At 69.6% G+C, this 22,867-nt stretch carries 29 protein-coding genes; 13 read left to right on the forward strand and 16 right to left on the reverse strand.

Going from position 1 to position 22,867, the window contains the following annotated elements; genetic code table 11:
• Positions 1-7 precede the first annotated feature (7 nt).
• The 3 genes from ACQRWP_RS15395 to ACQRWP_RS15405 all read right to left on the reverse strand — a co-directional run bounded on the left by ACQRWP_RS15395 (position 8) and on the right by ACQRWP_RS15405 (position 3,750).
• On the reverse strand, positions 8-1,447 hold the full coding sequence (locus ACQRWP_RS15395) for a glycoside hydrolase family 43 protein (protein WP_430502917.1): 1,440 nt from the start codon (positions 1,445-1,447) through the stop codon (positions 8-10).
• Between the two features lie 36 nt (positions 1,448-1,483).
• Positions 1,484-2,860 carry a family 43 glycosylhydrolase gene (locus ACQRWP_RS15400; protein WP_430502918.1) on the reverse strand — a complete coding sequence of 459 codons (1,377 nt, stop codon included), beginning with the start codon at positions 2,858-2,860 and terminating at the stop codon, positions 1,484-1,486.
• Between the two features lie 305 nt (positions 2,861-3,165).
• Complete coding sequence (locus tag ACQRWP_RS15405; protein WP_430502919.1) at positions 3,166-3,750, reverse strand: NADAR family protein; 585 nt, start codon at positions 3,748-3,750, stop codon at positions 3,166-3,168.
• A gap of 136 nt (positions 3,751-3,886) precedes the next feature.
• Here ACQRWP_RS15405 and ACQRWP_RS15410 point away from each other — a divergent pair, with 136 nt between their 5' ends.
• The gene (locus ACQRWP_RS15410) at positions 3,887-4,486 is read left to right on the forward strand and encodes a GNAT family N-acetyltransferase (protein WP_430502920.1); all 600 of its coding nucleotides are present in this window, start codon (positions 3,887-3,889) and stop codon (positions 4,484-4,486) included.
• 19 nt (positions 4,487-4,505) lie between these two features.
• Here the strand turns inward: ACQRWP_RS15410 and ACQRWP_RS15415 are convergent, their stop codons facing one another.
• Together ACQRWP_RS15415 and ACQRWP_RS15420 are read right to left on the reverse strand one after the other, a co-directional pair.
• A complete protein-coding gene (locus ACQRWP_RS15415; protein WP_430502921.1) occupies positions 4,506-5,381 on the reverse strand; it encodes an endonuclease/exonuclease/phosphatase family protein in 876 nt (291 codons plus the stop codon).
• A gap of 151 nt (positions 5,382-5,532) precedes the next feature.
• Positions 5,533-6,159 carry a disulfide bond formation protein DsbA gene (locus tag ACQRWP_RS15420; RefSeq protein ID WP_430502922.1) on the reverse strand — a complete coding sequence of 209 codons (627 nt, stop codon included), beginning with the start codon at positions 6,157-6,159 and terminating at the stop codon, positions 5,533-5,535.
• Positions 6,160-6,198: 39 nt separating this feature from the next.
• Between ACQRWP_RS15420 and ACQRWP_RS15425 the strand changes: the two genes are divergently transcribed.
• The 3 genes from ACQRWP_RS15425 (at position 6,199) to ACQRWP_RS15435 (ending at position 7,929) form a co-directional block, all read left to right on the forward strand.
• On the forward strand, positions 6,199-6,726 hold the full coding sequence (locus tag ACQRWP_RS15425) for a MarR family winged helix-turn-helix transcriptional regulator (protein ID WP_430502923.1): 528 nt from the start codon (positions 6,199-6,201) through the stop codon (positions 6,724-6,726).
• 44 nt (positions 6,727-6,770) lie between these two features.
• On the forward strand, positions 6,771-7,301 hold the full coding sequence (locus ACQRWP_RS15430) for a GNAT family N-acetyltransferase (RefSeq protein ID WP_430502924.1): 531 nt from the start codon (positions 6,771-6,773) through the stop codon (positions 7,299-7,301).
• A gap of 121 nt (positions 7,302-7,422) precedes the next feature.
• Positions 7,423-7,929, forward strand: coding sequence for a polyketide cyclase (locus tag ACQRWP_RS15435; RefSeq protein ID WP_430502925.1), 507 nt, complete (start codon positions 7,423-7,425; stop codon positions 7,927-7,929).
• Between the two features lie 9 nt (positions 7,930-7,938).
• On the opposite strand, the gene ACQRWP_RS15440 is transcribed toward ACQRWP_RS15435, so the two are convergent.
• The 7 genes from ACQRWP_RS15440 to ACQRWP_RS15470 are packed head-to-tail and all read right to left on the reverse strand — an operon-like array spanning position 7,939 to position 11,112.
• The gene (locus ACQRWP_RS15440; RefSeq protein ID WP_430502926.1) at positions 7,939-8,253 is read right to left on the reverse strand and encodes a hypothetical protein; all 315 of its coding nucleotides are present in this window, start codon (positions 8,251-8,253) and stop codon (positions 7,939-7,941) included.
• 19 nt (positions 8,254-8,272) lie between these two features.
• Complete coding sequence (locus ACQRWP_RS15445) at positions 8,273-8,812, reverse strand: SUKH-4 family immunity protein (protein ID WP_430502927.1); 540 nt, start codon at positions 8,810-8,812, stop codon at positions 8,273-8,275.
• Positions 8,809-9,351 (reverse strand): SUKH-4 family immunity protein, encoded by a 543-nt coding sequence (locus ACQRWP_RS15450; protein WP_430502928.1) that lies wholly within the window; start codon positions 9,349-9,351, stop codon positions 8,809-8,811. The genes ACQRWP_RS15445 and ACQRWP_RS15450 overlap by 4 nt, the downstream gene beginning before the upstream one ends.
• Positions 9,348-9,878 carry an endonuclease gene (locus ACQRWP_RS15455; protein WP_430502929.1) on the reverse strand — a complete coding sequence of 177 codons (531 nt, stop codon included), beginning with the start codon at positions 9,876-9,878 and terminating at the stop codon, positions 9,348-9,350. Before ACQRWP_RS15455 ends, ACQRWP_RS15450 begins: the two co-directional genes overlap by 4 nt.
• Positions 9,871-10,365 (reverse strand): hypothetical protein, encoded by a 495-nt coding sequence (locus ACQRWP_RS15460; RefSeq protein WP_430502930.1) that lies wholly within the window; start codon positions 10,363-10,365, stop codon positions 9,871-9,873. Before ACQRWP_RS15460 ends, ACQRWP_RS15455 begins: the two co-directional genes overlap by 8 nt.
• 4 nt (positions 10,366-10,369) lie before the next feature.
• Entirely contained in the window at positions 10,370-10,693 is a 324-nt protein-coding gene (locus ACQRWP_RS15465) for a hypothetical protein (protein WP_430502931.1), read from the reverse strand.
• Entirely contained in the window at positions 10,690-11,112 is a 423-nt protein-coding gene (locus ACQRWP_RS15470; RefSeq protein ID WP_430502932.1) for a YbaB/EbfC family nucleoid-associated protein, read from the reverse strand. Before ACQRWP_RS15470 ends, ACQRWP_RS15465 begins: the two co-directional genes overlap by 4 nt.
• A 214-nt stretch (positions 11,113-11,326) precedes the next feature.
• On the opposite strand from ACQRWP_RS15470, the gene ACQRWP_RS15475 reads away from it, so the two are divergent.
• Positions 11,327-12,148 (forward strand): hypothetical protein, encoded by an 822-nt coding sequence (locus ACQRWP_RS15475; protein WP_430502933.1) that lies wholly within the window; start codon positions 11,327-11,329, stop codon positions 12,146-12,148.
• Between the two features lie 70 nt (positions 12,149-12,218).
• On the opposite strand, the gene ACQRWP_RS15480 is transcribed toward ACQRWP_RS15475, so the two are convergent.
• Complete coding sequence (locus ACQRWP_RS15480) at positions 12,219-13,202, reverse strand: helix-turn-helix transcriptional regulator (RefSeq protein ID WP_430502934.1); 984 nt, start codon at positions 13,200-13,202, stop codon at positions 12,219-12,221.
• Positions 13,203-13,315: 113 nt separating this feature from the next.
• On the opposite strand from ACQRWP_RS15480, the gene ACQRWP_RS15485 reads away from it, so the two are divergent.
• On the forward strand, positions 13,316-13,783 hold the full coding sequence (locus tag ACQRWP_RS15485) for a VOC family protein (protein WP_430502935.1): 468 nt from the start codon (positions 13,316-13,318) through the stop codon (positions 13,781-13,783).
• Positions 13,784-13,858: 75 nt separating this feature from the next.
• Here the strand turns inward: ACQRWP_RS15485 and ACQRWP_RS15490 are convergent, their stop codons facing one another.
• Complete coding sequence (locus ACQRWP_RS15490) at positions 13,859-14,875, reverse strand: sensor histidine kinase (RefSeq protein ID WP_430502936.1); 1,017 nt, start codon at positions 14,873-14,875, stop codon at positions 13,859-13,861.
• Complete coding sequence (locus tag ACQRWP_RS15495) at positions 14,868-15,563, reverse strand: response regulator transcription factor (protein ID WP_430502937.1); 696 nt, start codon at positions 15,561-15,563, stop codon at positions 14,868-14,870. Before ACQRWP_RS15495 ends, ACQRWP_RS15490 begins: the two co-directional genes overlap by 8 nt.
• 160 nt (positions 15,564-15,723) lie before the next feature.
• On the opposite strand from ACQRWP_RS15495, the gene ACQRWP_RS15500 reads away from it, so the two are divergent.
• Entirely contained in the window at positions 15,724-16,803 is a 1,080-nt protein-coding gene (locus ACQRWP_RS15500) for an NAD-dependent epimerase/dehydratase family protein (RefSeq protein WP_430502938.1), read from the forward strand.
• Here ACQRWP_RS15500 and ACQRWP_RS15505 read toward each other — a convergent pair.
• The gene (locus tag ACQRWP_RS15505) at positions 16,775-18,139 is read right to left on the reverse strand and encodes a hypothetical protein (RefSeq protein ID WP_430502939.1); all 1,365 of its coding nucleotides are present in this window, start codon (positions 18,137-18,139) and stop codon (positions 16,775-16,777) included. The two genes, ACQRWP_RS15500 and ACQRWP_RS15505, sit on opposite strands and share 29 nt — an antisense overlap.
• A 147-nt stretch (positions 18,140-18,286) precedes the next feature.
• On the opposite strand from ACQRWP_RS15505, the gene ACQRWP_RS15510 reads away from it, so the two are divergent.
• The 6 genes from ACQRWP_RS15510 to ACQRWP_RS15535 are packed head-to-tail and all read left to right on the forward strand — an operon-like array spanning position 18,287 to position 22,820.
• Positions 18,287-18,964 (forward strand): glycosyltransferase family 2 protein, encoded by a 678-nt coding sequence (locus ACQRWP_RS15510; protein ID WP_430502940.1) that lies wholly within the window; start codon positions 18,287-18,289, stop codon positions 18,962-18,964.
• Positions 18,961-19,641 carry a TIGR04282 family arsenosugar biosynthesis glycosyltransferase gene (locus ACQRWP_RS15515; protein ID WP_430502941.1) on the forward strand — a complete coding sequence of 227 codons (681 nt, stop codon included), beginning with the start codon at positions 18,961-18,963 and terminating at the stop codon, positions 19,639-19,641. Before ACQRWP_RS15510 ends, ACQRWP_RS15515 begins: the two co-directional genes overlap by 4 nt.
• Positions 19,638-20,351: a class I SAM-dependent methyltransferase gene (locus ACQRWP_RS15520; RefSeq protein WP_430502942.1), complete on the forward strand. Its 714-nt coding sequence runs from the start codon at positions 19,638-19,640 to the stop codon at positions 20,349-20,351. The genes ACQRWP_RS15515 and ACQRWP_RS15520 overlap by 4 nt, the downstream gene beginning before the upstream one ends.
• Positions 20,348-21,514 (forward strand): molybdopterin-dependent oxidoreductase, encoded by a 1,167-nt coding sequence (locus tag ACQRWP_RS15525; RefSeq protein WP_430502943.1) that lies wholly within the window; start codon positions 20,348-20,350, stop codon positions 21,512-21,514. The genes ACQRWP_RS15520 and ACQRWP_RS15525 overlap by 4 nt, the downstream gene beginning before the upstream one ends.
• On the forward strand, positions 21,511-21,936 hold the full coding sequence (locus ACQRWP_RS15530) for a hypothetical protein (RefSeq protein ID WP_430502944.1): 426 nt from the start codon (positions 21,511-21,513) through the stop codon (positions 21,934-21,936). The genes ACQRWP_RS15525 and ACQRWP_RS15530 overlap by 4 nt, the downstream gene beginning before the upstream one ends.
• Before the next feature lie 44 nt (positions 21,937-21,980).
• Positions 21,981-22,820, forward strand: a complete 840-nt coding sequence (locus tag ACQRWP_RS15535; RefSeq protein WP_430502945.1) for an S-methyl-5'-thioadenosine phosphorylase — start codon at positions 21,981-21,983, stop codon at positions 22,818-22,820.
• The last annotated feature ends 47 nt before the right edge of the window (positions 22,821-22,867 follow it).

Genomic DNA, 22,867 nt, shown 5'->3' on the forward strand with positions numbered 1-22,867 from the left:
ACCAGGTTCAGCTGGTCACACGGAAGGTGGCGTCGGCACGGCTCTGCGCGTCGGACACCGGGTCGAGCCGGAGCAGATAGCTGTAGTGCCGGAGGTAGCGGTCCGGGTGGCTGTAGGACTGGAACGACGTCCACGAGGAGTTGGCGAGGCCGGCGACCTGCCGGAAGGTGGCGTCGCCCGCGAAGGTGGCGGTGCCGTCGTTGGCTTCCAACCGGAAGTCGAACCCGTAGTGGCGCAGGTAGTAGCCCGGGTAGTTGACCGACTGGATGGAGACTGTGCCGGAGCCGACCAGCCCGGGCACCACCCGCCACTGGCCGTCCTGGGCGGGGCTGACGTTCGGGTCGATGCGGACGTCGTAGTCGTAGTGCCGCACGTACCGGTCCTGGAAGTTGTACGACTGGATCCGGTTGACCGCGGTGGCGGGCCAGCGGGCGAGCACCCGGTTCTGTTCGGCAGCGGTCAGGTTGAGAATCGAACCGTGCCGTTTCTTGGTGCCGCCCATGGCGTACGAGCCGGACGCCGGGAGCCGGTAGCTGCCCGGGCTCGACGGGTCGGTGGTCAGGACCGGCAGGTACCCACGTCCGCTGGAGTACTGGTCAAGGTAGAGGACCCACTCGTTGCGGGTGTTCATCTTCATCCACATCGGGCCCTCGACCTGCGCCCCGGTCAGCCCGATGCCGGAGAGGTTTCCGAGGCTGGTCCAGGTGCCGAGAATGGAGTTACTGCCTTCGATGGCAATCTGGCCGTCCCGGGAGGCCCGGACGTAGCGGTAGGCGCCGACTCCGGCCGGCACCTCGACGATCTGAGTGTCGATGATCTCCTGGTTTCCCGGCCGGTTCACGAAGACCTGCGGGGTGGTGACGCTGCGGAAGTTCGCCGTGCGCGCGTAGTAGATGCGGTGCTTGGTCGCGCCGTTGAGCGGGACGTTCGTCGCCCAGTAGAGGACGTAGTCGCCGGTGGCCGGGTTCCAGATCGCCTCCGGAGCCCAGGCGTTGCGTCCGTCTGGGATCGCGCCGGCGACGTTCAGCAGCCACGGTGCCGACCAGTTGACCAGGTCGGTGGACTCCCACACGACGAGGTTGCGGCTGCCGTTGTTGATCGCGGTCGACCAGTCCTGACCGCAGCCGATGCACAGGTCGGTGGCGATGATCCAGTACCGGTCGCCGGCCGGCGAGCGGACCAGGGCGGGGTCGCGGACGCCGCGGGTGCCGACGGTGGACCGCAGCACGAGCCCACCGTTGTTGAGGTCGGTCCAGCGTAGGCCGTCGGTGCTGTGGGCGAGGTAGATCTGCTGGTCGGTGGACGACTCACCGGTGAAGTGCGCCATCAGGTAGCCGACTGTCGGGTCGAGCGCGGCCGCCTCCTTCGGTGTAGCCGCCGACCAGGTGGTGAACAACAGGCTCGCGGCCACCGCAACCGCGCAGAGCCGGGCGAGGACTCTCGACATGTGTCTCTCTCCTTCGCGCAGGGACTTACCAGTCAGCTACAGCGTCGGTACGACGGGCCGGATGGTGCCGTCGGTGCTGAACTCCATCCGGTCGATGGCGGTCTCGCGGTTGGTGCCGTTGCCGGCCGGCACGGCGAAGCGGTGGTAGGCGATGTACCAGGTGTCGCTGCCGGGCGCCCGGACCACGGAGTGGTGACCGGTGCCCTTTATGCCGACGTCGAGGCGCTTCTGCAGCACCACGCCGCGCCTGGTCCACGGCCCGAGGGGTGAGGAGCCGGTGGCGTAGGCGACCCGGTAGTCCTCGCTGCGCGTGTCGTTCTCCGACCACATGAAGTAGTACAGACCGTTGCGCTTGAACACGAACGGCGCCTCGTTGTAGCCCGACGGAGTGACGACCCGCGTCTGCGCCGCGTCGAAGGAGACCATGTCGGCGTTCAACCGCACCGCCCGCGCGACGCCCTGCCCCCAGTACAGATAGGACTGCCCGTCGTCGTCGGTGAACACCATGGGGTCGATCGTCTGCCCGCCGGAGAACTGGTCGCTGCGGATGAGCGGTCGTCCGAGCGCGTCACGGAAGGGCCCGGTGGGGCTGTCGGCCACCGCCACGCCTAGCTGTTTGGCCGTGTTGCCGCTGGCCGGGCCACCGCTGAAGTACAGGTAGTAGCGGCCGTTGGCGCTGGCCACCGCCGGCGCCCAGGCCGAGTTGTCCGCCCAGGACACGTCCGGACCGTGGTCGAGGATGACGCCGTGGTCGGTCCAATTGACCAGATCGGTGGAGGAGAACGCCTTGTAGTAGGTGCCGGCCCAGCTCGCGTAGCCGTCGGTGGTCGGGTAGAGGTAGTAGCGGCCGTTGAACGCGGTGATGTGCGGGTCGGCGAAGAGACCCGGGATCACCGGTCCCTTGGTGGTCCTGGGGACCCAGGGCGCGACGAGGCGGAAGGCGCTGTCGGCACGGAACGCGGCCGTGTCCTGGTAGGCGTCGAGCCAGAGCGCGAAGTCGCGGTGCCGGATCCGCCGGCTCGGGTAGTTGTACGAGACGAGCGCTACCGATCCGCTGACCGAGCCCTCCACGGCGCAGAAGGTGGCGTCGGCCCGGAACGCCGCGTCGCCGGTGTTCGGGTCGACCCGGAGCCGGTAGTCGCGGTGCCGCAGGAACATGCCTGTCCTGGTCTGGAACGAGTAGCAGGTCGGCGACGCCAGGCCGTTGACCACGGTGAAGGTGGCATCGAGCTTGGTCTGGTTGGCGCTGCTGGAGGTCACCGGGTCGAGTTGACCGAGATAGTCGATGTGCCGCACGTACCGTCCGGCCTGGTTGACCGCCTCCAGCGAGACGGCGCCGGTCGGCAGCGTGGCGGCATGCGCCGGCCCGTCGGCCACCACCACGACAGCCGCGGCGGCCACGGCGGAGAGCACGAGGAGGGCACGTAGACGGACGGTCGATGCTTCCGACAGCGATGCCGCTGTCATACGCCGTGGAACCACGCCCCGACCCCTCTCGGCAAGATCATCTATGTTAGCGTTAACAGGTGCGGGTCGTGTCCTAGCTCAGGATTTAGCGGTTCGGCAGTGGGGGACATGCCCGCACGGACACCATTGGCGCGTCAAGCGGCTACAGGCACAATGTGTTCGGTTCGTTAAGTTCGCGTTGCGGACAAGTGTTAGCGATCGCATCGACCAGTGTCAAGGGATCGACCATGGCCGCTCCCCCGCGACCCCCGTCACGCTCGACCCGCATCGTGCGGACCTTGATCGCTGAACACCTCACGCACCTGCATGAGCGCGAATCCGAGCAGGTTGAGCCCTCGCCAACAGCCGGGTTCGCCGGCAGCCGGATCGTCGCGGTCCAGGCCGATACCCCAGATCCGGTCGAGCGGGCTGGCCTCCACCAGGACTCGCGGCCCGGTAGCCAGCAGAAAAGCCCGGAGCGCGGGATGCTGGTCGAACTTCGCAAGGTTGCCGGCCACCACGATCGCGAAGCGGTGTTCGCTCCAGGTCTGCTGATCGAAACCCGCGACGCGCCCTCCCAGCGCCTTGGCGGCGTGGGGATGCGGCGCGGCAAGGATCTGTTCCGCCATCGCGCGGTCGCCGAACAGGGTGGCCTTGCGCCACATCATGTAGTGCTCCGCAGTGGCGAACCGCATGCCATCGACGGTGAACGGCGCCGGCCACCACTGGCTCAGGCAGCCTGGGCCGACACCCCCGTCGCGCTCGGGCTGGTGCCCCCAGAAGAACAGGAACTTGACCCGATGACCCTGCGCCTGCGCGGCGGCCAGATCCGCGACGCTACGAACCGATGCCAGCATGATGGCGAGTCTGCGGCACCGGCGCTCCGCGTACCCCGCATTTTGACCGCCAACGAGGTGCTCGCGGCCGCCGCGTCGCCAGACCAGCAACCAGAATCTGGTTGCCTGTCGCCGGTGTCGCGCCGAAGATCAGTCGATGTCCAGTGACCGGGCGGCCCCCGACTTCTCGATCAAGCCGAGTCTCACCGGTGAGCGGGTGATCCTGCGTCCCTTCGTCGACGACGACCTGGACACCTTCCGGGCGGCGGTGGCCGACCCCGAGGTGGCCCGGCTGACCGGCAGCCCGGCCGACGATGCTCCCGACGAGGAGCGGATGCGTTCCTGGTACGGCAGCCGCAACGCGCAGACCGACCGACTCGACCTGGCGGTCGTGGACCGCGCCACCGGGGCCTGCGTCGGCGAGGTGGTCCTCAACGACTGGGACCCCGTCAACCGGAACTGCAACTTCCGCACGCTGCTCACCGCCGCCGGCCGCGACCGTGGCCTGGGCACCGAGGCGGTACGCCTGGTCGTCGGCCACGGCTTCGAGCGGCTCGGCCTGCACCGCATCTCGCTGGAGGTGTTCGCCTTCAACCCTCGGGCCCGCCGTGTGTACGAGAAGGTCGGCTTCGTCGCCGAGGGTGTGCTGCGCCAGGTACTGCGCGACGGCGAGGACTGGGTTGACGCCACGGTGATGTCGATCCTGGCGCCCGAGTGGGCGGCGCACCGGGGACATCCCGAGCGCCGGAAGTCGTAGCCGACGAAGGCCGAAGGCGTCAGCTCTGGATGGAGAACGTGGCGACGACACCGCTGTGGTCGGATCTGGTGGCACCGACGATGTCGTAATCGGTCATCCACATCAGCTGGTACTCGGGCAGCCGCTTCCAGAAGTAGACGTAGTCGATGTGCCGGTTGCCGTGCGTCCCGGTGCCCTTCTCGCCGTAGAGGTTGTAGTTGGAGCGCAGATTCGGCAGTTCGTTGGCCTCAAAGACCTGCCACGGGAACTTCGCGTACCCGTAGTTCCGGTCGGCGCTGAAGTCGACGTTGAGGTCTCCGCTCACGATGACCTGGCCCTCGTCCTGCTTGTCGACCGCCAGTTCCTTGAGACCCTGGAACTGCGCCTCGGCGCACCTGGTGCGCGGCAGGTCCTCCGGCCGCCCGGCGGTTTCGATGCTGGCCACCGCGTGGGCGTTGATGTGGGTCACGTTGCGGCCACTTGCCTTGTGCCGGTACTTGACCCAGTTGTTGTACCGCGCGGGCGGCACCTCGCCCGGACCGTTGGTGTCACAGACGAAAATCGAACCCTTGTCGAGTACGTCGAACATGCTCTTCTTGGCGATCAACGCCTCGCCGGCCTGGTTGGTTCCGCCCGGCGCGTACAACCACCAGCCGTTGTCAGCGGCCCAGCTCGTCAGGAACGCCTTGCGGGCACCGACCTCGTTGAGACCGACGAGGTCGGCCCTGGACGCGATCAGGTTCAGGTCGTGCGCGAAGTCGGCCTGGCTCAGCCCGTAGTAGATGTTCAGCGTGGCCGCCTTGAAGCCCACGCTCGCGGCAGTGGCCGGGGCCGCCGGGAGCAGGGCCGCCACCAGCGCGACCGCGCCCGCGAGAGCGCCCAGGGCGCGGGCCGACCAGTCCGTTGTCCTGCGCATCGATGTCCCCTCTACACGAGCCGCCGTCGGTGGCGGCCAACGCACACTATCGATTCGAGCCGACGCGAAGCCGAACATCCGGTGACGAAGCATCGACAGACCTGGGTCGACCGGTGCGGGGGCAACCAGTCTCCCAGTGGCAGTGGTGGAGCTACGCGAAGGTGAGGCCGTCGGACCGGGCGCGTTTGAGTTCGGAGAAAGCCCGGCAGCCGGCGAGCAGGCGAGCGCCGTCGAAGACGCGGACGGCCTCTTCGCCACGAGGGATCGAGGTCAGCACGGGGCCGAAGAAGGCCACGTCGTCGACGACGACCGTCGGGGTGCCGAGATCCTCGCCCACCAGTTGCTGTGCGTGGGCGGTGCTCGCCCGCATCTGCGGGTCGACGTCGCCGCGGTGGGCGGCGTCGGCCAGGTCGGCGGGGAGGTCGGCCTCGGCCAGGGCCAGCGGGACGACGGTGTCGAAGTCCTTGTCGCCGGCGTCGTGGATCCGGCGACCGAGCGCCGGGTACAGCCGTGCGAGGGCGGCGGAGCCGTGTTGTTCGGCTGCCGCGACGCACACCCTGGCCGGCCCCCACGCCCGGTCGTTGAATTCGCGGTACCAGGGCTCCAGGTCACGGTGCTCGTTGATCACCGCGAGGCTCATCACCTCGAACCGCAGAGTGAGCGGCCGCATCTTCGCGACCTCCATGAGCCAGCGGGAGGTGATCCAGGCGAACGGGCAGGACGGATCCACGTACGCCGTGACCACCGGAGCCGACGTTCGAGTCGAGTTGTCTTCCACGGAAGGCAAGTTATCTTCCCCGGAAGGTAAGATGCAACAGTGGATGACGACCGGATCGCCGACATCGTTGCTCAGTGGGGTCGCGAGCGACCAGACCTCGATCCCACCCCGTTGCTGATCATCGGTCGCATCCAACAGTTGGCCGCCGTACTCGATGCGGCCCTGCGGCCGCCGTTCGCCGCAGCCGACCTCGGCAACGGCGACTTCGACGTTCTCGCGGCGCTGCGCCGCGAGGGTGAGCCCTACACGCTCACGGCGGGCCAGCTGAGCCAACGGATGCTCGTGACCACCGGAGCCGTGACCAAGCGGGTGGACCGGCTGATCGCCCGCGGCCTCGTGTCGCGCTCGGTCTCCGCAGCCGACGCGCGCGGCAGGGTGGTCGGGTTGAGTCCGGCCGGCGTGGCGTTGACCGACCGGCTCATCGAGGAACATCTGGCCAACGAGGCGGCCATCCTTCGCGGCCTGACCGACAGCGACCGCAGAACCCTTGAGCGCCTACTGGCGGCGATGAATCGGACCCTGGGCTCCGGAGATTTTGAACCCGAGGGCGGGGGCCAGGACCGGTGATGCCCTCGGTCGTGATCGGCCTGCCCTCGGACTACCATTCGGCCATGGACGACACCACCCGCGGCGTACGTATCAGACGCGGTGGCCTGGCCGACGCACCCGCCGTACTGGACATGCTCGACTCCGCGGTGGTCTGGATGAATGACCGCGGCAACACCGAGCAGTGGGGCACGACGCTGTTCTCGGAGAAGCCCGAAAGGGCCGAACAGATCGATCGGTACATGACCGAGAACCTCCCGTACATCGCCGAAGTGGACGGGGCGCCGGCCGCAGCCCTGGTGTTGGACTCCGGGCCCGATCCGCGGGCACCGATCGCGCCCGCGGAAGAGCCCGAGCGGTACGTTCGCCTCCTGGTCTCCGATCGACGATTCGCCGGCCAGAAGCTCGGTTCGGTCCTGTTGACACACGCCGTCGAGGAAACCCGGCGGGCCGGCGTGCGGTTGCTACGGGTCGACTGCTGGGCGGGCGGCGGTGGCGAGCTGGTGGCGTACTACGAGCGCCACGGGTTCACTCCCACCGAAACCTTCCTGGCCGGGTCCTGGCCGGGGCAGGTGCTGGCCCAGCGGGTCGATTGAGCCGCACAATCAGGTCAGTCCCCTCAGTCATCTCGCACGACCGGCTCCAGGACGCCCGACGATGCTCGCCGGGTCCTCATCAGGAAGCCGCTGGAGTGCACGCATGGCGCAAGATGGATGCGTGATCGGTGACCGGTGGGGCGTGACTACCAGCGAGACGTTGCGCACCTATCCCTGCGACGACTTCGTCGTCTCACCCACTCTTCAGGCGTGGCGCGGAGTACGGGTCGACGTGCCCGCCGCAGCGGTGTGGCCGTGGGTAGCCCAACTGAGACTCGCTCCGTACTCGTACGACTGGATCGACAACCTCGGCCACCGCTCGCCTCGACAGCTGGAAGGCCTACCCGCGCCCCAGGTCGGAGAGGCTTTCACAACCGCTGGCGGACGAAAGTTGGGCAGGATCGTCTCGGTCGACCCCGGCAGGCAGCTGACGAGCACCATCATGGGTGCCTTTATGTCCTACGTCCTCGTGCCTCAGGAGCACCACACGACGCGCTTGCTACTCAAGGTCGTCATGCAGACGACCCGCTGGGCCGCACCCGGGCTGTCCGTCGGCGACCTGATCATGGCTCGACGACAGTTGCTCAACCTGAAGAAGCTCGCCGAGCGCAATGGGCCAAGTCGTTGAACCGGGCCATCAGGTACCTCCTGGTCGACGCGTCCAAGGACAGCAGGCCAATTGTTCAACGACTTGGGCGGCATGGAGTCCGACCACCTGAGTGGGAAACTCAAGCACTGCGGCGTGCGCGGATGTCGCCCCTTTGTTTGGGGCGGTTGGCATCAGCTGGGTATTGCTGGGGACAGTGCCCAATCCGGCGTAGGTGTCCGCCTCGTGCCGGGTTTCACGCACGAGAAGGTTCCGAACGATCGGGATCTGGTCAGCGCTGACGCGCAGGCCGTAGGCCGCCAGGTGTTCCTCGGCGTCCCGCTCGTACTGGTCGTGGATGTCCATCCCCACGGGCCCTGTGTGGCTACCCGCTGGTGGATTCCAGCTGATCGAAGGCCATGCTCCACCAGGACTTCGGGTCGGCGAACGCGGACGAGTCGACGCCCATCAGCTCCTCGCGGACAGCGGCGGCGCGGGTGGCGCGAGCCCGACCGCCCGGGTCGGTCGCGATGAGCCCTCCGAGCCGGTAGAGAAACTCGACGAACGCGGCGAAGGTCGCGTTGACGGTCTCGAAGTTGGGGGTCTCCAGGTCCAGCAATACGACGGCTCCGGTCAGCGCGTCGAGGCAGAAGAGCAGCTGCGGGTCCTCGGGCGAGCTGCCGAGGACGATGTGGACGCGCGGGCTGGCCTCACCGATCTCGATCTTCAGCTTGGAGAACAACTCCATGCCGGTGACGTTGACGTCGACAGTGAACAGGATCGGCACGTCGACAGGGATGGCACCGAACGGTGGGAATACCTCTGGCGTCACCGGGCCGAGGACGTCGTCGAACCGGTCGAGCGGAAAGTAGATCATCCCCTCGGCGCCCCAGAGCGCCGTGAGTTCCTCGTGTGTTGCGGTCAATCGTCCGTCTCCTCGTCCTCGTCGCCAGGCGTGGTCAGGCCCTGCTCGTCGAGGAAGCCCCACCATTTGTCGTCGTCGTAGCCGACCTCGCCGTACCCGGCGCCGAAGACGTAGTAGGCGAGAAACGAGTCGAGGTCGGGCGCGACTTCGAAGAACGCCTCACGCATGAACCACTCGTCGGTGGTCTCCTCTGGGAAGTACCAGACCGCGCCGGTGTCGCGTCGGATCAGCAGCGGCTCTTCGCTCAGCGTGCCGAAGACCAGCCACTCGGCGGGTTCGTCGGCGACGCCGGTGAACTCGGGCATCAGCTCGATGTAATACTGGAGGTCGTCGAGTAGGTCAGTTCCGCGAAGGTCGAACGCGCCAGCCCGCAGGCCGTTGGCGGTCTCCAACAGCTCCCGGACCGACTGCGGCAGACCGGCGGGAATCTGGTCGACCGGAGCGCCCTCGTCGATCTGGGCCCACACCAGCGTCGCCGGCTGGTCTGCCTCCAGGTCGGTGCGTAGCTCCGCGATGAGCTCCCGCAGCTCGGGGTTCAATCCACTACCTCTATCCGGATCGGGGTGCCATCGGGCAGCTTCCTGATCTGTTGCCAGATTTGCCGGCCGACATCCTCGTTTGTTGTGCCGTGTAGGAGCTTCAGATTACTAACGTCGTCGGGACCGCCGAGTTGCAGCTCCCACACATGGTCGGGCTGCTGTTTGCTGAGCCGCTTGACGAGGCTCGCCGTCATCTTCTTGTCGTGGGGCCAGTACTTGTCGAAGATCTTCTGCCGGATGCGATCCTTGTAACCATCCGTGATGGTGCGGTCCCGGGCGACCGGGTTCGCCTGCTTGAACAGCTTGCCCTCGTCGCTGAGCTTTTTCAGCGCGTTCATCTTCCGGTCGAACTGGGCGCGCGCGTAGGTCGACTTGCGCTGCACCTTGATCGTGACCTCGGGCAGGTCGTTGTTGCGCACAACCGGCTTGGCGGCGGCCTTCTGCACCGCCGCGCGGACAATCTTGCCACCCTTCGGCTTGCCCTCGTCGCCGCGTCGTTTCGAGCTCTTCGGCGCCCTGCTAGGCATCGAGAAGCTCCTGGATCACCTGGTCGATCAGCAGGCCGACGATCTCCCGCGTGATCATCTGGAAGATCGGGATCTCGGCCAGCGACGCGCCGAACGTGACGACGGCGGTGGCGATCGCCTGAGCCACCGCGAACGCGAGGATCGCCAACTGCACGATCACTTGGATCTTCAGCGCGAGCACGATCGCGGCAGTGATGATCAGCCCGGTGCCGATCAGCATCGCGGCCTGGGAGTAGTCCGGCAGCGTTGCGGGACCGCTCTCCGGGTTGGACCACCACTTCTGGAACGCCTGGATCGACTCGCCCTGGTGCTGCGACAAGATCGCCGCCGCAGCCGAGCCGGCCTCCCCGGAGGCGCCGGCGACCGTGCCGGAGAAGTCCAGCCAGGCCTGGCCCATCTCGAACAGCTTCTCCTCGTCGGCCTCGGGCCAGGTGTAGCCGATCCAGCCGAGGGCCGTGATCAGCTCACCCGGCAGTTGGAGTCCCATGTCGTCACCCCAGCATTCCCTGGATGTCCCGCAGCGCGCCTGCGGAGGCTTCCTCGACCAAATCGAAGTTGTCGGCCATCTGCGTCAGGTCGCTGCCGGCCGAGCCGATCTCCTCGGCGGCCACGCCGATGCAGTCCAGGACCCAGGTGGCGGTCTCCGTGTACGCGATGCCGATCAGCGAGCCGATGTCGTCGGCGCCCCACGGCTCGCCGTACCCCTGCATCTTCGCCTCGAAGCTCTCCAACTGCCCGATGAAGCGTTCGGCGGCGCCGATGACCTCGTCGCCGCCGGAACGCAGCAGCGCGGGCTCGACCTCGAAGCCGTTCATCGGGGACCTCCTCGGGCCATTCGCTCCTGCGCGTCCGTGAGCGCCTGGAGGAACGCACCGAGCCGCGGCACGGCCGTGTCACGAACCTGTTCCAGCTGCTCGGTGAGCTGCGAGAGATCGCCGGAGGCCACCGATGGGCCGCCGCCGCGCATCGAGTCGATCGCCGCGTTCACGGCCGCGATCACGTGGTCGCAGACCTCGGCCGAGCCGAGCCGCATCATCCGTGGGTCCAGCGTCAGCGACGCCAGCCGGCCGTCAGCGCCAAACTCGGCACGGACCTGCCCCTCGGCGGACTCACCGACCCGACGCAGGCGCGCGGCCTCCTCGTCCTCCGGCGCAGTGCCGGCGGCGCGCAACGCGCCAACCGTCGCGTCCAGCATGCGAGCGAACTCCCCGCTCGCCGGCTCATTCACCGACATGCGCCCTCCATCGATCGCTTCCGAGACAGTGGAAAGCGTAGTCAGATCCGGCAAATAGTGTGGTCCCGCCAGGCAGACGTTCCATCGAGGATCGTCGAAGGCTGCGAGCCGTCCGCCGACCTGGGAGACGACGGGTACGCCCAGCGCCCTCGAACCACGCCGCGGGCATCTCCAGCGACACGGACACCTACGCCACATCGGAGAGGATGCCCTGGTGGAATCCAACACCTTGCACTGGGCGTCGAGGCGCTACCTGACGCAGCGGTACGACGAGCTGCGGAGTGGGTACCGCCAACTGCCCAACGATGGCCGCCACGCCGATGGGTACCACTACACCACGGAGGCAAAGCGAATCTTTCCCCGCTACAACGTGGTGGCAGCCATTCTCACGGAGGTTGAGCGCCTCGACCCGGACCACCTCCCCGGCATCGACGTGGTGACTCACGACCTCCTCGCCGCTGCCGATAGTGCGAACTCTCCGTTCACCACGTCAACGCAGGACGAGGTGAAGGCAGACGCCATCGCTGACGAGCGTCGACTGTTCGCTGCGAACGTGCAGCGGTGGTTGGCGCAGCCCAACCTCAGCGTCGACCCGCTCCCGTACCGTCGTGTGCTGACGTCTGAGGAGTCGTCAGCCTGGCGCACGTCGCTGCGGCAACGATGGGGTGTGCAGGACGGCTGCTGGCACCCCCTGTTGAGCGGCGAGGTTCCGCACGACGTGCTGGTGCTGACCGGGGATTCGATGTGGGAGGACGACGGCGTTGACCAGGTCCGCCGGGTGCTGCGAGAGCTGGGCCGACGTCGGGTGGTCGAGTTGAGTGAGGACGGCGCCGACCACCTGCTGGATGTCGAGATCTTTGCCCCGAGGTACACCGGACCCGAAGGGCTCTGGAGCGACGAGCATCACGACTGGATCGCCTACGCGTCCCACGAGGGGACAGTGGCCTTCGGCGGCGCGCTCTCCAACGGTCTCGCGACAACCTGGCCCGCTGTCCACAGTTGGCGATGGCCCGGCTGGCACGAGTTGAGCCATTGAGAGCCTACGTAGTTCCTGGTGCAGCCAAGAGACACCGTCGTCGCCGTCTCGACAACGGGCGCTCCAGAAGTCAGGCCGGCGTTGCGCCGGCGGCGGTACTGGCGAAGCGGCGGGCCAGGTGGGCGAAGGCGTCGACAAGCTCGGCGGGGCTGACAACTTCGATTTCGGTGTCGAACCGGGCCATGGCGGCGGCCAGGCTGGGCCAGGACCAGGAGCCGAGGGTGAGCCGGCAGCGGTCCGAACCGAGGTCCTCGACGGTCCCGTCGCGGGTGTAGAGGGCCACGGTGGCGGCCGGCAGGTCGAGGATCGCGGTGCCCTGGCAGGGCCAGGCGATGACGCCGTCGTCGGCGCCGCGGAACCTGCCGGTGATGAAGGTGGTCACGTCGCCGCCGGGCAGTTCCCTGGGCGTGAAGCGGGGTCCGTTCGGGATGCGCAGGGTGATCCGGTCGGCGCGGAAGGTACGCCAGGCTGACCGGTCGAGGTCCCACGCGACGAGGTACCAGCGTCCGTCCCAGGTGATGAGGCGGTGCGGCTCGACGCGGCGCGGGGGCTTGTCGACGGTCCCGGCGCCGTAGCCGAAGCGGAGGGTCTCGTGGGCCTGCACGGCCGAGCTGATCGCCAGGAGCACGTCGTCGTCGATCGGGGCGGCCGGTCGGGTGACGGGCCGTTCGACGGCGGTGACCTGGAGGGCGTTGATGCGGTGCCGGAGCCGGGACGGCATGACCTGCCGGATCGTGGTCAAGGCGCGTGCTGCCGCTTCGCCGGTGCTGTCGCCCAGGGTGGTGGCGGCGATCTGCAAAGCGAGGGTGAGGGCGACGGCCTGCTCGTCGTCGAAGAGCAGAGGCGGTAGCTCGGTGCCGGCGCCGAGCCGGTAGCCACCGTCGGGACCCTTGACGGCCGAGATGGGGTAGCCGAGCTCGCGCAGCCGGTCGATGTCGCGGCGCACCGTCCGCAGGCTGATGTCGAGCCGCTCGGCCAGGAGGGTGCCCGGCCAGTCGCGGCGCGTCTGGAGCAGCGACAACAGGGCCAACAGTCGACCAGAGGTTTTCGGCACGATGATGAACCTATCCGCAGTAGGTGACACAACCTGTCACCTACGTCGTCGACCCTTGGTGCTGACGCCGGTCGGACACCGTGACCGGAAACAACTTTTCACCAGGAGTCTTGATGAGCATCACCACCACCGCCCACCTCAACTTCCGGGGCGACACCCGCGAGGCGCTGGAGTTCTACCACTCGGTGTTCGGCGGCGAGATCATGGTGATCACGTACGGCGACTTCGGGATGCCGGCGGAACTGCCCGACGCCGGCAAGGCCGTCTGGGGCCAGGTCGCCACCGACGACGGATTCCGCGTCATGGCCTACGACGTGCCCAGCCAGGCCGCCGCCGGCATCGCCCCGCCACCCTTCACGCGGCGCGAGAACGGCATGACGCTGACCAGCGAGCCGTTCTTCCTGTCCGTCCGCGGCGAGAGCGTCGAAGAGGTCGGCGCGCTGTGGGAGAAGCTGGCCGATGGCGCCACCGTCGTCGAGGCGTACGGCCCGGCGCAGTGGGCACCGGCGTTCGGGATGCTGACCGACCGCTTCGGCATCACCTGGATCCTCGACGTGGCCACCCAGCACGCCGACGCCTGATCCTCGCCCGCCGACAACGGGATGGGGCCGCCGCAGCCCGACGGCCTCATCCCGCCACCCTGGGCGAACGTTGCCTCAGGCGGTCGCCAGGCGGACCATGAACTGGCAGCCGTCGGGGGTGTTGCGCACCTCGACCCGACCGCCGTGTGCCTCCACCAGGCCGTGGACGATGGCCAGGCCGAGCCCTCCGGACGCCCCACCGTCGCCGGGGCCGGGCGTGCGGGCCGGTTCACCACGAAACGCGATGTCGAACAGCCGGGGAAGGTCGGCCGGGGGGATGCCGCCACAGGTGTCGGCGACCGACAGCCAGGCGTGGTCGTCCTCCCGGCCGGCTTCGATGCGTACGGTGCCGTCCTCCGGGGTGTAGCGGACCGCGTTGAGCAGCAGGTTGGCCACGACCCGAGCCAGCTCCGGTTCACTCGCGGCGACCGTGGGCCACCCCGACTCGCTGGCGATCAGCTTGATCCGGCGAGCGTTGGCCAGCGGGGTGGTGCTGGCCAGCGCGTCCGAGACCACCTCTCCGAGCGGCACCGCAGTCAACGACAACCGCAACGCTCCCGCGTTGATCCGGGACAGTTCGAACAGGTCGTCGACGAGTCGGGTCATCCGGTCGGTCTCCAGCCGGATCCGTCGGTGGTACTCGTCGACCGTGTCCGGATCGCGAACCACCCGGTCCTCCAGCGCCTCCGCCATGGCCCTCAGCCCGGCGAGCGGGGTCCGCAGGTCGTGGGAGACCCAGGCGACCAGGTCGCGCCGGCCCTTCTCCAGTTGCCGTTCCCGCTCCCGGGCCTGGTCGCGCCAGACCGCGGCGCGGGCCAGTCGCCGGCCGAAGTGCCCGCCGACGGCGAGGCTGACCACCGCTGCCGCCGCGACGGTGATCAGGACCACCTCAAGGTCGTGAGCGGAGAGGAACATCGCTTCCGCGACCGCCATCACCCCGACGGCGACGGCGACCACAGTGGTGGTGAGCAGCACGCTGAGGTGCACGGTGATCGAGCTGCGTCGAAGCGCGCGGAGCAGCACCGCGCCGGCGAGCCCGATGCCGAGTGCCGCGCCGAGGGCGATCGCGAAGATCAGGAGTACGTCACGCATGGGCCGGCTCGTAGCGGTAGCCGACGCCCCAGACGGTCACGATCCGCTGCGGATCGGCCGGGCTGGCCTCGATCTTCTCCCGCAGCCGGCGTACGTGCACTGTCACGGTGGAGTGGTCCCCGAAGTTCCAGCCCCAGACCTGCTCAAGAAGCTCGGCCCGGCCGAAGACCCGGGACGGGTGCCGCATGAGGTGGACGAGCAGGTCGAATTCGCGCAGCGTCAGCGCCAGATCCGCACCGGCGAGGCGGGCGGTTCGGGAGGCCGTGTGCACCACCAGATTGCCGTCGGTGAGCGCCTCCGGTCGCTCGGGTGGCGTCCCACCGCCGGCGCGACGGAGCACCGACCGGACCCGCAGCACCAGCTCCCGGGGCGAGAAGGGCTTGGTCAGGTAGTCGTCCGCGCCGAGTTGCAGCCCGAGGATCCGGTCGGACTCGTCGCCGCGCGCGGTGAGCATGACGATCGGTACGCCGTCCGGGCGTACCCGCAGCGCCCGGCACACCTCCAGGCCGCTGATCAGGGGCAGCATCAGGTCGAGCACGACCAGGTGTGGCGCCTGCCGCTCCACCGCCGCCAGCGCCGCCGCACCGTCCGCCGCGAGGCTCACCTGGAAGCCGTCGTTCTCGAGGTAACGACGGATGACGTCGCTCACGGTCTGATCGTCGTCGACCACCAGCACGCGCTGTGTCACGGACCTTCCCCGTTCCGCCCCGTCAACGTCTCCCCCAGATGTCCATCGGCCCAGCGTAGCCACGCACCGGGGTCCGCCAGCCCCGGCAAAACCTTGCGAGGTTCTTACGGCTGCGTGTGCGAACCCGCGCGGGCGTACGGGAGGTCATACGGTGACCGGAATGCGGATCCTTGTCACCGGTGCGGCCGGGTTCATCGGCTCACACGTCGCCGACCTGCTCGCCGACGACGGGCACGAGGTGGTGGCCGTGGACGCGCTCCTGCCGGAGGCGCACGGTGCGACAGCGCCGCCCTGGACCGAGCGGCACGACCTGGTGGTCGGTGACGTCCGGGACAGCGAGCTGCTGACCCGGCTACTGGCCGGGGTCGACGCGGTCTGCCATCAGGCAGCAATGGTCGGCCATGGCATCGACCCGGCCGACGCCCCCCGGTACGCCGCGCACAACGACCTCGGCACGGCCACCGTCCTCGCGGCGATGCACGCCACCGGGGTGCGCCGATTGGTGCTGGCCAGCTCGATGGTGGTCTACGGCGAGGGCCGCTACCACTGCCCCACCCACGGGATCGTCCGGCCTGCCGGCCGCCGGGCCGTCGACCTGACCGAGGGCCAGTACGAGCCGACCTGCCCTCGCTGCGACCAGACGCTCTCCCCCGGTCTCGTGCCCGAGGACGCGCCGCTGGAGCCGCACAGCACGTACGCCGCCACGAAGTTGGCGCAGGAACACCTCGCCGGCGCCTGGGCGCGGCAGACCGGCGGATCGGTGTGGGCTCTGCGGTATCACAACGTCTACGGTCCGCGAATGCCTCGTGACACCCCGTATTCTGGAGTCGCGTCGATCTTCCGGTCGGCCCTGGCCGCCGGACGACCGCCCAGGGTGCTGGAGGACGGCCGGCAACGGCGCGACTTCGTGCACGTGACCGACGTGGCCGCGGCCAACCTGCTGGCCCTCACGACACCGGCACCGGATCCCCTGACCCCGGTCAACGTCTGCTCGGGCGAGCCGCACACCGTCGGTGAGTTGGCCCACGAGCTGGCGTCGGCGATGGGCGGGCCGTCGCCGATCACGGTCGGGGGCGGTCGGGCGGCGGACGTACGGCACGTCGTGGCCGATCCGGCGCGCGCCGCCCGGGTGCTTGGTTTCACCGCCCGAGTCGGCTTCGCCGCTGGCATCGCCGACTTCACCACCGCGGTGATGCGGGATCCGGCATCGGTCACGACACCGTCCACAGTAGGTGATTGACGGCGAGGGCCGTGGCGGCCTGGGCGGCCAACCACCACCGTCGGTGACCGTGTGGCAGGTGCGCGGTGGCGGCCAGCAGCCAGACGGCGAACGGTAGCCAGATCCGCTCGACCTCGGCCTTGCTGAGCCCGGACAGGTCCGCCGCGAGCACGGCCGCCGTCGCCGCGACGGGCAACCACACAGTGGGCCCGGCGCTGGCGATCCGCTGCCGGACGGTTGCCGCGAGCGGTGGTTGCGGTGCCCGGATCGACGCGGCGGCCACCGCCCGTCGCAGCGCCGGCCCGACCACCGGGCCGGCCGAGAGCAGCAGGGCGGCGAGATTCGCCCAGACCCAGAAACCGTACGGACGATCCGCCGCCCAGCCCTGGTAGTAACGACGTGCCACCAGGTGGTAGCCGTCCAGCCACCAGAAGCCGGCGAGGGTGAACACGGCGACGACCGCCGCGACCGCCGTCGCCGCGACCAGGAGCACGCCGAGGCGGTTCCGCGCCCGGAGCAACACCACTGTCAACGCGAGCAACCCGACCAGGACGAACCCGTACGACAGGTAGAGCGCGAAGCCGAGGAGCAACCCGCCCAGCGCTGCCCCTGGTCTGCCACCCACCGCCAGCAGCGCCAGCCCGGCCGCGACCACCGCGGCGAAGATCCCGTCCGCGGACGCGCCCACCCAGACCGCCCCCGGGAAGAGCACCAGGAACGGCCACACCGCCCGGGCCGCGTCCTCGGCGCCGAGTGCTCGCAACGTCGCCGGAACCGACACCGACACCGTGGCGCCGATCAACACGCAGGCGAGCCCGGCGGCGGTCCCGCCGCCCAGTCCGATCCGCTCCAGCCAGACGAAGAAGAGCAACGCTCCCGGCGGGTGAGCGGCGGCGTGGGTGGACCACGAATCGGGCTGGAAGTCGAGAATCCGGTCGGCGTAGCCGGACAGCATGATGCCGACGTCCGTCACCCGGGGCACCTCGTGCAGGTACTCGGCCTGCACGGTGAGCCGCTCGGTCAACCCCGCGGACCAACCGTCGACCAGGGCCAGCGACAGCGTCCAGAGCAGCGAGGCGAGATAGCCGACCGCCAGCAGCCGCGGCCACGACGTGTCGGTTGCCCAGCGTGCGCCCCGCCAGACGAACAGCGCCGCGACGAGCAGCGCGGCGGGGGTGCCGGGCCCCAGATGCGGCCGCCAACTCGCGTAGAGCGGCGCCGCGTCGGCGTGCAGCCGGACGCCCTGACGGTTGAGCAGGGCGCCGACGGCGACGGCAACGCCGAGCAGGGCCACCTCGGCTCCGAGGACGATCAGGTCGGCGGACCGGGGTCGTCCCGGCCGGGTCATCTTGGTCATGGTGACGGCCGACGCTACGACCTCCGACCAGGGATTCGACGGCCAGACGGTGAGACGTCAGCGAGTCGTAAGATCCGTTGCCGTGTAAGCGATTCGTAAGGACGAACAGCAGTCCTGACGGCCAGTGGCGGGCCTAGCGTCGCCGGTATGCACACAACGATCGACGTGGTGCTGCCGTGTCTGGACGAGGCGGCCGCACTGCCTGCCGTACTGAGCGGGCTGCCGCCCGGCTACCGCGCCATCGTGGTCGACAACGGCTCCACCGATGGTTCACCGGTCGTCGCGGCCGAGTACGGGGCCCGGGTCGTCCACGAGCCGCGACGCGGGTACGGCGCGGCCGTGCACGCCGGCCTGCTGGCAGCGGACGCCGACCTGGTCTGCGTGCTCGACGCGGACGGCTCGTTCAACCCGGCCGAGTTGCCCAGGCTCGTCGCGGCGGTGCTCGACGGTCGGGCTGATCTCGCCGTCGGCCGACGTCGGCCGGTCTCGGCGGATGCCTGGCCGTGGCATGCCCGCACCGGGAACGCCCTGGTCGCCGCCCTGCTGCGGCGTCGGGGTGCGCCGGTGTACGACATCAGCCCGATCCGGGTGGCCCGCCGGGCGGCGCTGCTGGGCCTCGGTGTCAACGACCGCGCGTTCGGCTACCCCCTGGAGCTGCTGCTCCGCGCGGCCGGAGCGGGCTGGCGGATTCTCGAACTGGACGTCGCGTACGCGCCCCGGGCCGCCGGCACCAGCTCGAAGGTCTCCGGGTCGGTCCGGGGCACGCTGCGGGCGACCCGGGACTTCGCCGGCGTGCTGCGCGCCGACGCCGGTGGTGGCCGGTGAACGTCCTGCTCCTGGTCGCGAAGGCACCGGTCCCCGGGCTGGCCAAGACCCGCCTCTGCCCGCCCGCTGATCCCACCCAGGCGGCCCGGATCGCGGCGGCGTCGCTGTTGGACACCCTCGCGGCGGTGCGCGCCACCGCCTCGACCATTCCCGTGTTGGCCCATACCGGTCTGTTCGCCGATGCCGAGTACGGCGCGGAATTGACCGCCGCGTTGGCCGGTTGGCACCTGCTTCCGCAGCGCGGGGACACGTTCGCCGACCGCCTCGCGAACGCCCACGCCGACACCGCTGAGGCGTTTCCCGGCCGGCCGGTGCTCCAGATCGGCATGGACACCCCGCAGATCCGGCCGGCCCTGCTCACCACCGCGCTGGAGCGGCTCGCCGAACACGAGGCGGTGTTCGGACCGGCGCTCGACGGCGGTTGGTGGGCACTCGGGTTCCGCGATCCGAGGTACGCGAGCGCGTTGCGCGATGTGCCCATGTCGACCGACGACACCGGTCGCCGCACCCTCGCCGCTCTCCGCGAGCACGGCGTACGCCCGGCGATCCTGCCCGTGCAGCGGGATGTCGACGACTGGTCGACGGCGCTGGCGGTCGCGGCCGACCTACCCGGCACCCGGTTCGCGGACGCCGTCGCATCGGTGGGCGGCCATCTGCTGAGCGGACGCCCCCGGTGAATTCGACGATCAGTCTCGACGGTTTCGATGTGGTGCTGGGCAGACTCGGCGGGTGGTCCGCCGACCATGACGCCTGCGGCACGCCGGTCGGCCCGAGGCCTGCGGCCGAACCCGACCATTGGTTGGTGCACACCGACGGGCGACGTGACCTCTTGCCGGTACGGCGCTGGCACGGCCCGCCCGAACCGGCGATCGAGTCCGTCGCCGCACGCTGCGCCGGGCCCACGATCGATCTCGGCTGCGGCCCCGGCCGGCTGACCAGGGCGCTCGCCCAGCGCGGCCTCGTCGCACTGGGGGTGGACATCTCCGCCGAGGCGGTACGTCTGACCCAGGGCCGGGGGGTGGTCGCCCTGCGACGGGACGTCTTCGAACCACTCCCCGGCGAGGGGAGATGGGCGCACGCGCTGCTCATCGACGGCAACATCGGCATCGGCGGCGACCCGGTCCGACTGCTGCGCCGGTGCGGCGCCCTGATCGCGGCCGACGGGACGCTGGTGGTCGAGGTGGAACCCCCGGGGGCCGGGCTGTGGCAGGGACAGGCGTACGTCCTGTCCGGATCGTCCGGCGATCGGGAACTGCGGGGGCCGGCGTTCCGATGGGCGCGGGTCGGGGCGGAGGCGGTGGCCCGTGCCGCCGCCACTGCCGGCCTGCGGGTCTCCGACCGTTTCCGGTTCGGTACGCGCTGGTTCGCCGAGTTGGCGCGCTCATGATCCGCCGGCCACGCATCCCCGCCCCCGAGGACTTCACCGCGCCCTCGCACTCACCGCTGGTCACCGCCCGGCTCGGCCTCTGGCTCGGGGTGGCGTTCGGGCTGTGTTTCGCCACCGGACTGCTCAGCCACTACATCCAGCACCCGCCGGGCTGGTTCACCTGGCCGACCCGACCGGTGAACCTGTACCGGGTCACCCAGGGCGTTCACGTGCTCTCCGGTGTCGCGGCGATCCCGTTGCTGCTGGCCAAGCTGTGGAGCGTCTACCCCCGGCTGTTTGTCCGTCCGCCAGTGCGCCACCCGATCCGGCTGTCCGCCCACGCCCTCGAGCGGATCTCCGTCCTGGTACTGGTCTGCGCCGCGTTCTTCGAACTGGTCACGGGCCTGTTCAACGTCGCCCAGTCGTACCCGTGGGGATTCTTCTTCCCGACGGCGCACTATGCGGTCGCCTGGCTGGTGGCGGGCGCGATGCTGCTGCACGTCGCGGTGAAGCTCCCGGTCGCCCGCACGGCGCTGAGCACGCCACTGCGGCGCCGCAGGGCAGTGCCGGCTGGGGCACCGGGGCCTGACGATCGAGACTCGTCCGAGCGACGCGCGTTCCTGCGTACCTCGGCGGGCGTCGCCGGCATCGCCGTGCTGGCCACCGCCGGGGTCACCGTGCCGTGGCTGCGTCGGGTGTCGCCGCTGGCGTGGCGGTCCGCGTCCGGGCCGCAGGGCGTACCGATCAACCGTACGGCGGCTGCCGCGCGCATCGCCGTTCCCCCGGACTGGCGACTGGAGATTGTCTGGCCGGGCGGGCGAAAGACGCTGTCCCTGGCCGAACTCGCGGCCCTGCCACACCGCACGGCAGAGCTGCCGATCGCCTGCGTCGAGGGCTGGAGCGTCTCGGCCGACTGGACCGGCGTGCCCGTCGTCGAGCTGCTTCGCTGGGCTGGCGCACCGACCGGCCGACCGGTTCGGATCACCTCTCTGGAGACCGACGGCCTGTACGCGGCGAGCACTCTGCCTGCGGCCCATGCCCGCGACCCGCTGACCCTGCTCGCCCTGCGGATCAACGGCGAGCAGCTGTCGCCCGACCACGGATACCCCTGCCGGCTCATCGCGCCGAGCCGGCCGGGCGTCCTCCAGACGAAGTGGGTGGCCCGGCTGGAGGTGCTGCGGTGAGAGCCGTCCGGCTGCTCCTGTTCGTGGTCGGTGCTTCGGCCACCGCGTACGGCGGTTGGTTGCTCCTCCCCCAGCTCGGCACCGCCCTCCCGTGGCTGATCGGCGGCCCGGTGCTGCACGACGTCCTGGTGGCACCGCTGGTCGGACTGGTCGGGCTGGTGCTGGGTCGGCTGGTGACGAACCGGTTGCGCCTGGCCTGGATCACCGCGGGTCTGCTGGCCAGCGTCACGTTGCTGCTGATCGCGGTGCCCCTGCTGTGGCGACCGCCCTCGGCACCTGCCAACCCGGGCCTACCGGACCGCAACTACCCGCTGGGGCTCACTGTCGGGCTGACTGTCCTCTGGGCCGCGATCGTGATCGTCCTGGTCGTCGCCACCACTGTCGACCGGCGCGTCGCGAACCGCCGAACCGACCGTCCCTGAGTCGGCCCCACCCGTTCTCCACTCGACGCCCAGGAGAGGTACCCATGTCAGCAGGAGGCATCAGCACGACCGATCGCCCGCCGATCGGCGTGATCGGCGGATCGGGCTTCTACGAGTTCCTCGACGACGTCGCCGAGGCCACCGTCGACACACCGTACGGACCGCCGAGCGACGCGCTGTCCGTCGGGAGTCTCGCCGGGCGGCCGGTGGTGTTCCTGCCCCGCCACGGACGCCGGCACACCCTCCCCCCACACCGCATCAACTACCGGGCCAACCTCTGGGCGCTGCGAGCACTCGGCGTCCGCCAGGTGCTCGCACCGGGCGCCGTGGGTGGCCTGCGACCGGAGCTGGGCCCGGGGACCCTCGTCGTACCGGACCAACTGGTGGACCGGACCAGCGGCCGGGAGCAGACCTACTACGACGGACAGCCACGCGCGGACGGGAAACCCTCCCAGGTCGTTCACGTGCCCTTCGCCGACCCCTACTGTCCGGTCGGACGAGCCACGGTCCTCGACGCCGCCCGATCCGCCGGTTGGCAGCCGGTCGACGGCGGAACCATGGTCGTCATCGAAGGGCCCCGATTCTCCACCCGTGCCGAATCGCGGTGGTACGGCCGGGAGGGCTGGTCGATCGTCGGCATGACCGGCCACCCGGAGGCGGTGTTGGCCCGCGAACTGGCACTGTGTTACACCGCGCTGTCCCTGGTGACCGACCTCGACTCGGGCGTCGAGGTTGGTCAGGGCGTGACCCAGCAGGAGGTGTTCACGGTCTTCGCCAAGAACATCGATCGCCTACGCCTCCTGCTCGGCGACGCGGTGAAGACGTTGCCGGAGGACCAGGGAGCCTGCCCGTGCGGACAGGCGCTGGCAGATACGGAGCGGTGACCGTCGTAAGAGTTCCGAAAGGGTTCGCGAACAGTTCGACGGCGACC

This window comes from Micromonospora trifolii (genome assembly GCF_050516465.1).
GTDB lineage: Bacteria > Actinomycetota > Actinomycetes > Mycobacteriales > Micromonosporaceae > Micromonospora > Micromonospora trifolii.

Bases quoted from the DNA above. Each gene is read 5' to 3' on its own strand.
- ACQRWP_RS15395 (WP_430502917.1), bottom strand. From the start codon at position 1,447: ATGTCGAGAGTCCTCGCCCGGCTCTGCGCGGTTGCGGTGGCCGCGAGC.
- ACQRWP_RS15405 (WP_430502919.1), bottom strand. From the start codon at position 3,750: ATGCTGGCATCGGTTCGTAGCGTCGCGGATCTGGCCGCCGCGCAGGCG.
- ACQRWP_RS15410 (WP_430502920.1), top strand. From the start codon at position 3,887: ATGTCCAGTGACCGGGCGGCCCCCGACTTCTCGATCAAGCCGAGTCTC.
- ACQRWP_RS15415 (WP_430502921.1), bottom strand. From the start codon at position 5,381: ATGCGCAGGACAACGGACTGGTCGGCCCGCGCCCTGGGCGCTCTCGCG.
- ACQRWP_RS15430 (WP_430502924.1), top strand. From the start codon at position 6,771: ATGGACGACACCACCCGCGGCGTACGTATCAGACGCGGTGGCCTGGCC.
- ACQRWP_RS15440 (WP_430502926.1), bottom strand. From the start codon at position 8,253: ATGGACATCCACGACCAGTACGAGCGGGACGCCGAGGAACACCTGGCG.
- ACQRWP_RS15455 (WP_430502929.1), bottom strand. From the start codon at position 9,878: ATGCCTAGCAGGGCGCCGAAGAGCTCGAAACGACGCGGCGACGAGGGC.
- ACQRWP_RS15460 (WP_430502930.1), bottom strand. From the start codon at position 10,365: ATGGGACTCCAACTGCCGGGTGAGCTGATCACGGCCCTCGGCTGGATC.
- ACQRWP_RS15465 (WP_430502931.1), bottom strand. From the start codon at position 10,693: ATGAACGGCTTCGAGGTCGAGCCCGCGCTGCTGCGTTCCGGCGGCGAC.
- ACQRWP_RS15470 (WP_430502932.1), bottom strand. From the start codon at position 11,112: ATGTCGGTGAATGAGCCGGCGAGCGGGGAGTTCGCTCGCATGCTGGAC.
- ACQRWP_RS15485 (WP_430502935.1), top strand. From the start codon at position 13,316: ATGAGCATCACCACCACCGCCCACCTCAACTTCCGGGGCGACACCCGC.
- ACQRWP_RS15490 (WP_430502936.1), bottom strand. From the start codon at position 14,875: ATGCGTGACGTACTCCTGATCTTCGCGATCGCCCTCGGCGCGGCACTC.
- ACQRWP_RS15500 (WP_430502938.1), top strand. From the start codon at position 15,724: ATGCGGATCCTTGTCACCGGTGCGGCCGGGTTCATCGGCTCACACGTC.
- ACQRWP_RS15505 (WP_430502939.1), bottom strand. From the start codon at position 18,139: ATGACCAAGATGACCCGGCCGGGACGACCCCGGTCCGCCGACCTGATC.
- ACQRWP_RS15510 (WP_430502940.1), top strand. From the start codon at position 18,287: ATGCACACAACGATCGACGTGGTGCTGCCGTGTCTGGACGAGGCGGCC.
- ACQRWP_RS15525 (WP_430502943.1), top strand. From the start codon at position 20,348: ATGATCCGCCGGCCACGCATCCCCGCCCCCGAGGACTTCACCGCGCCC.
- ACQRWP_RS15535 (WP_430502945.1), top strand. From the start codon at position 21,981: ATGTCAGCAGGAGGCATCAGCACGACCGATCGCCCGCCGATCGGCGTG.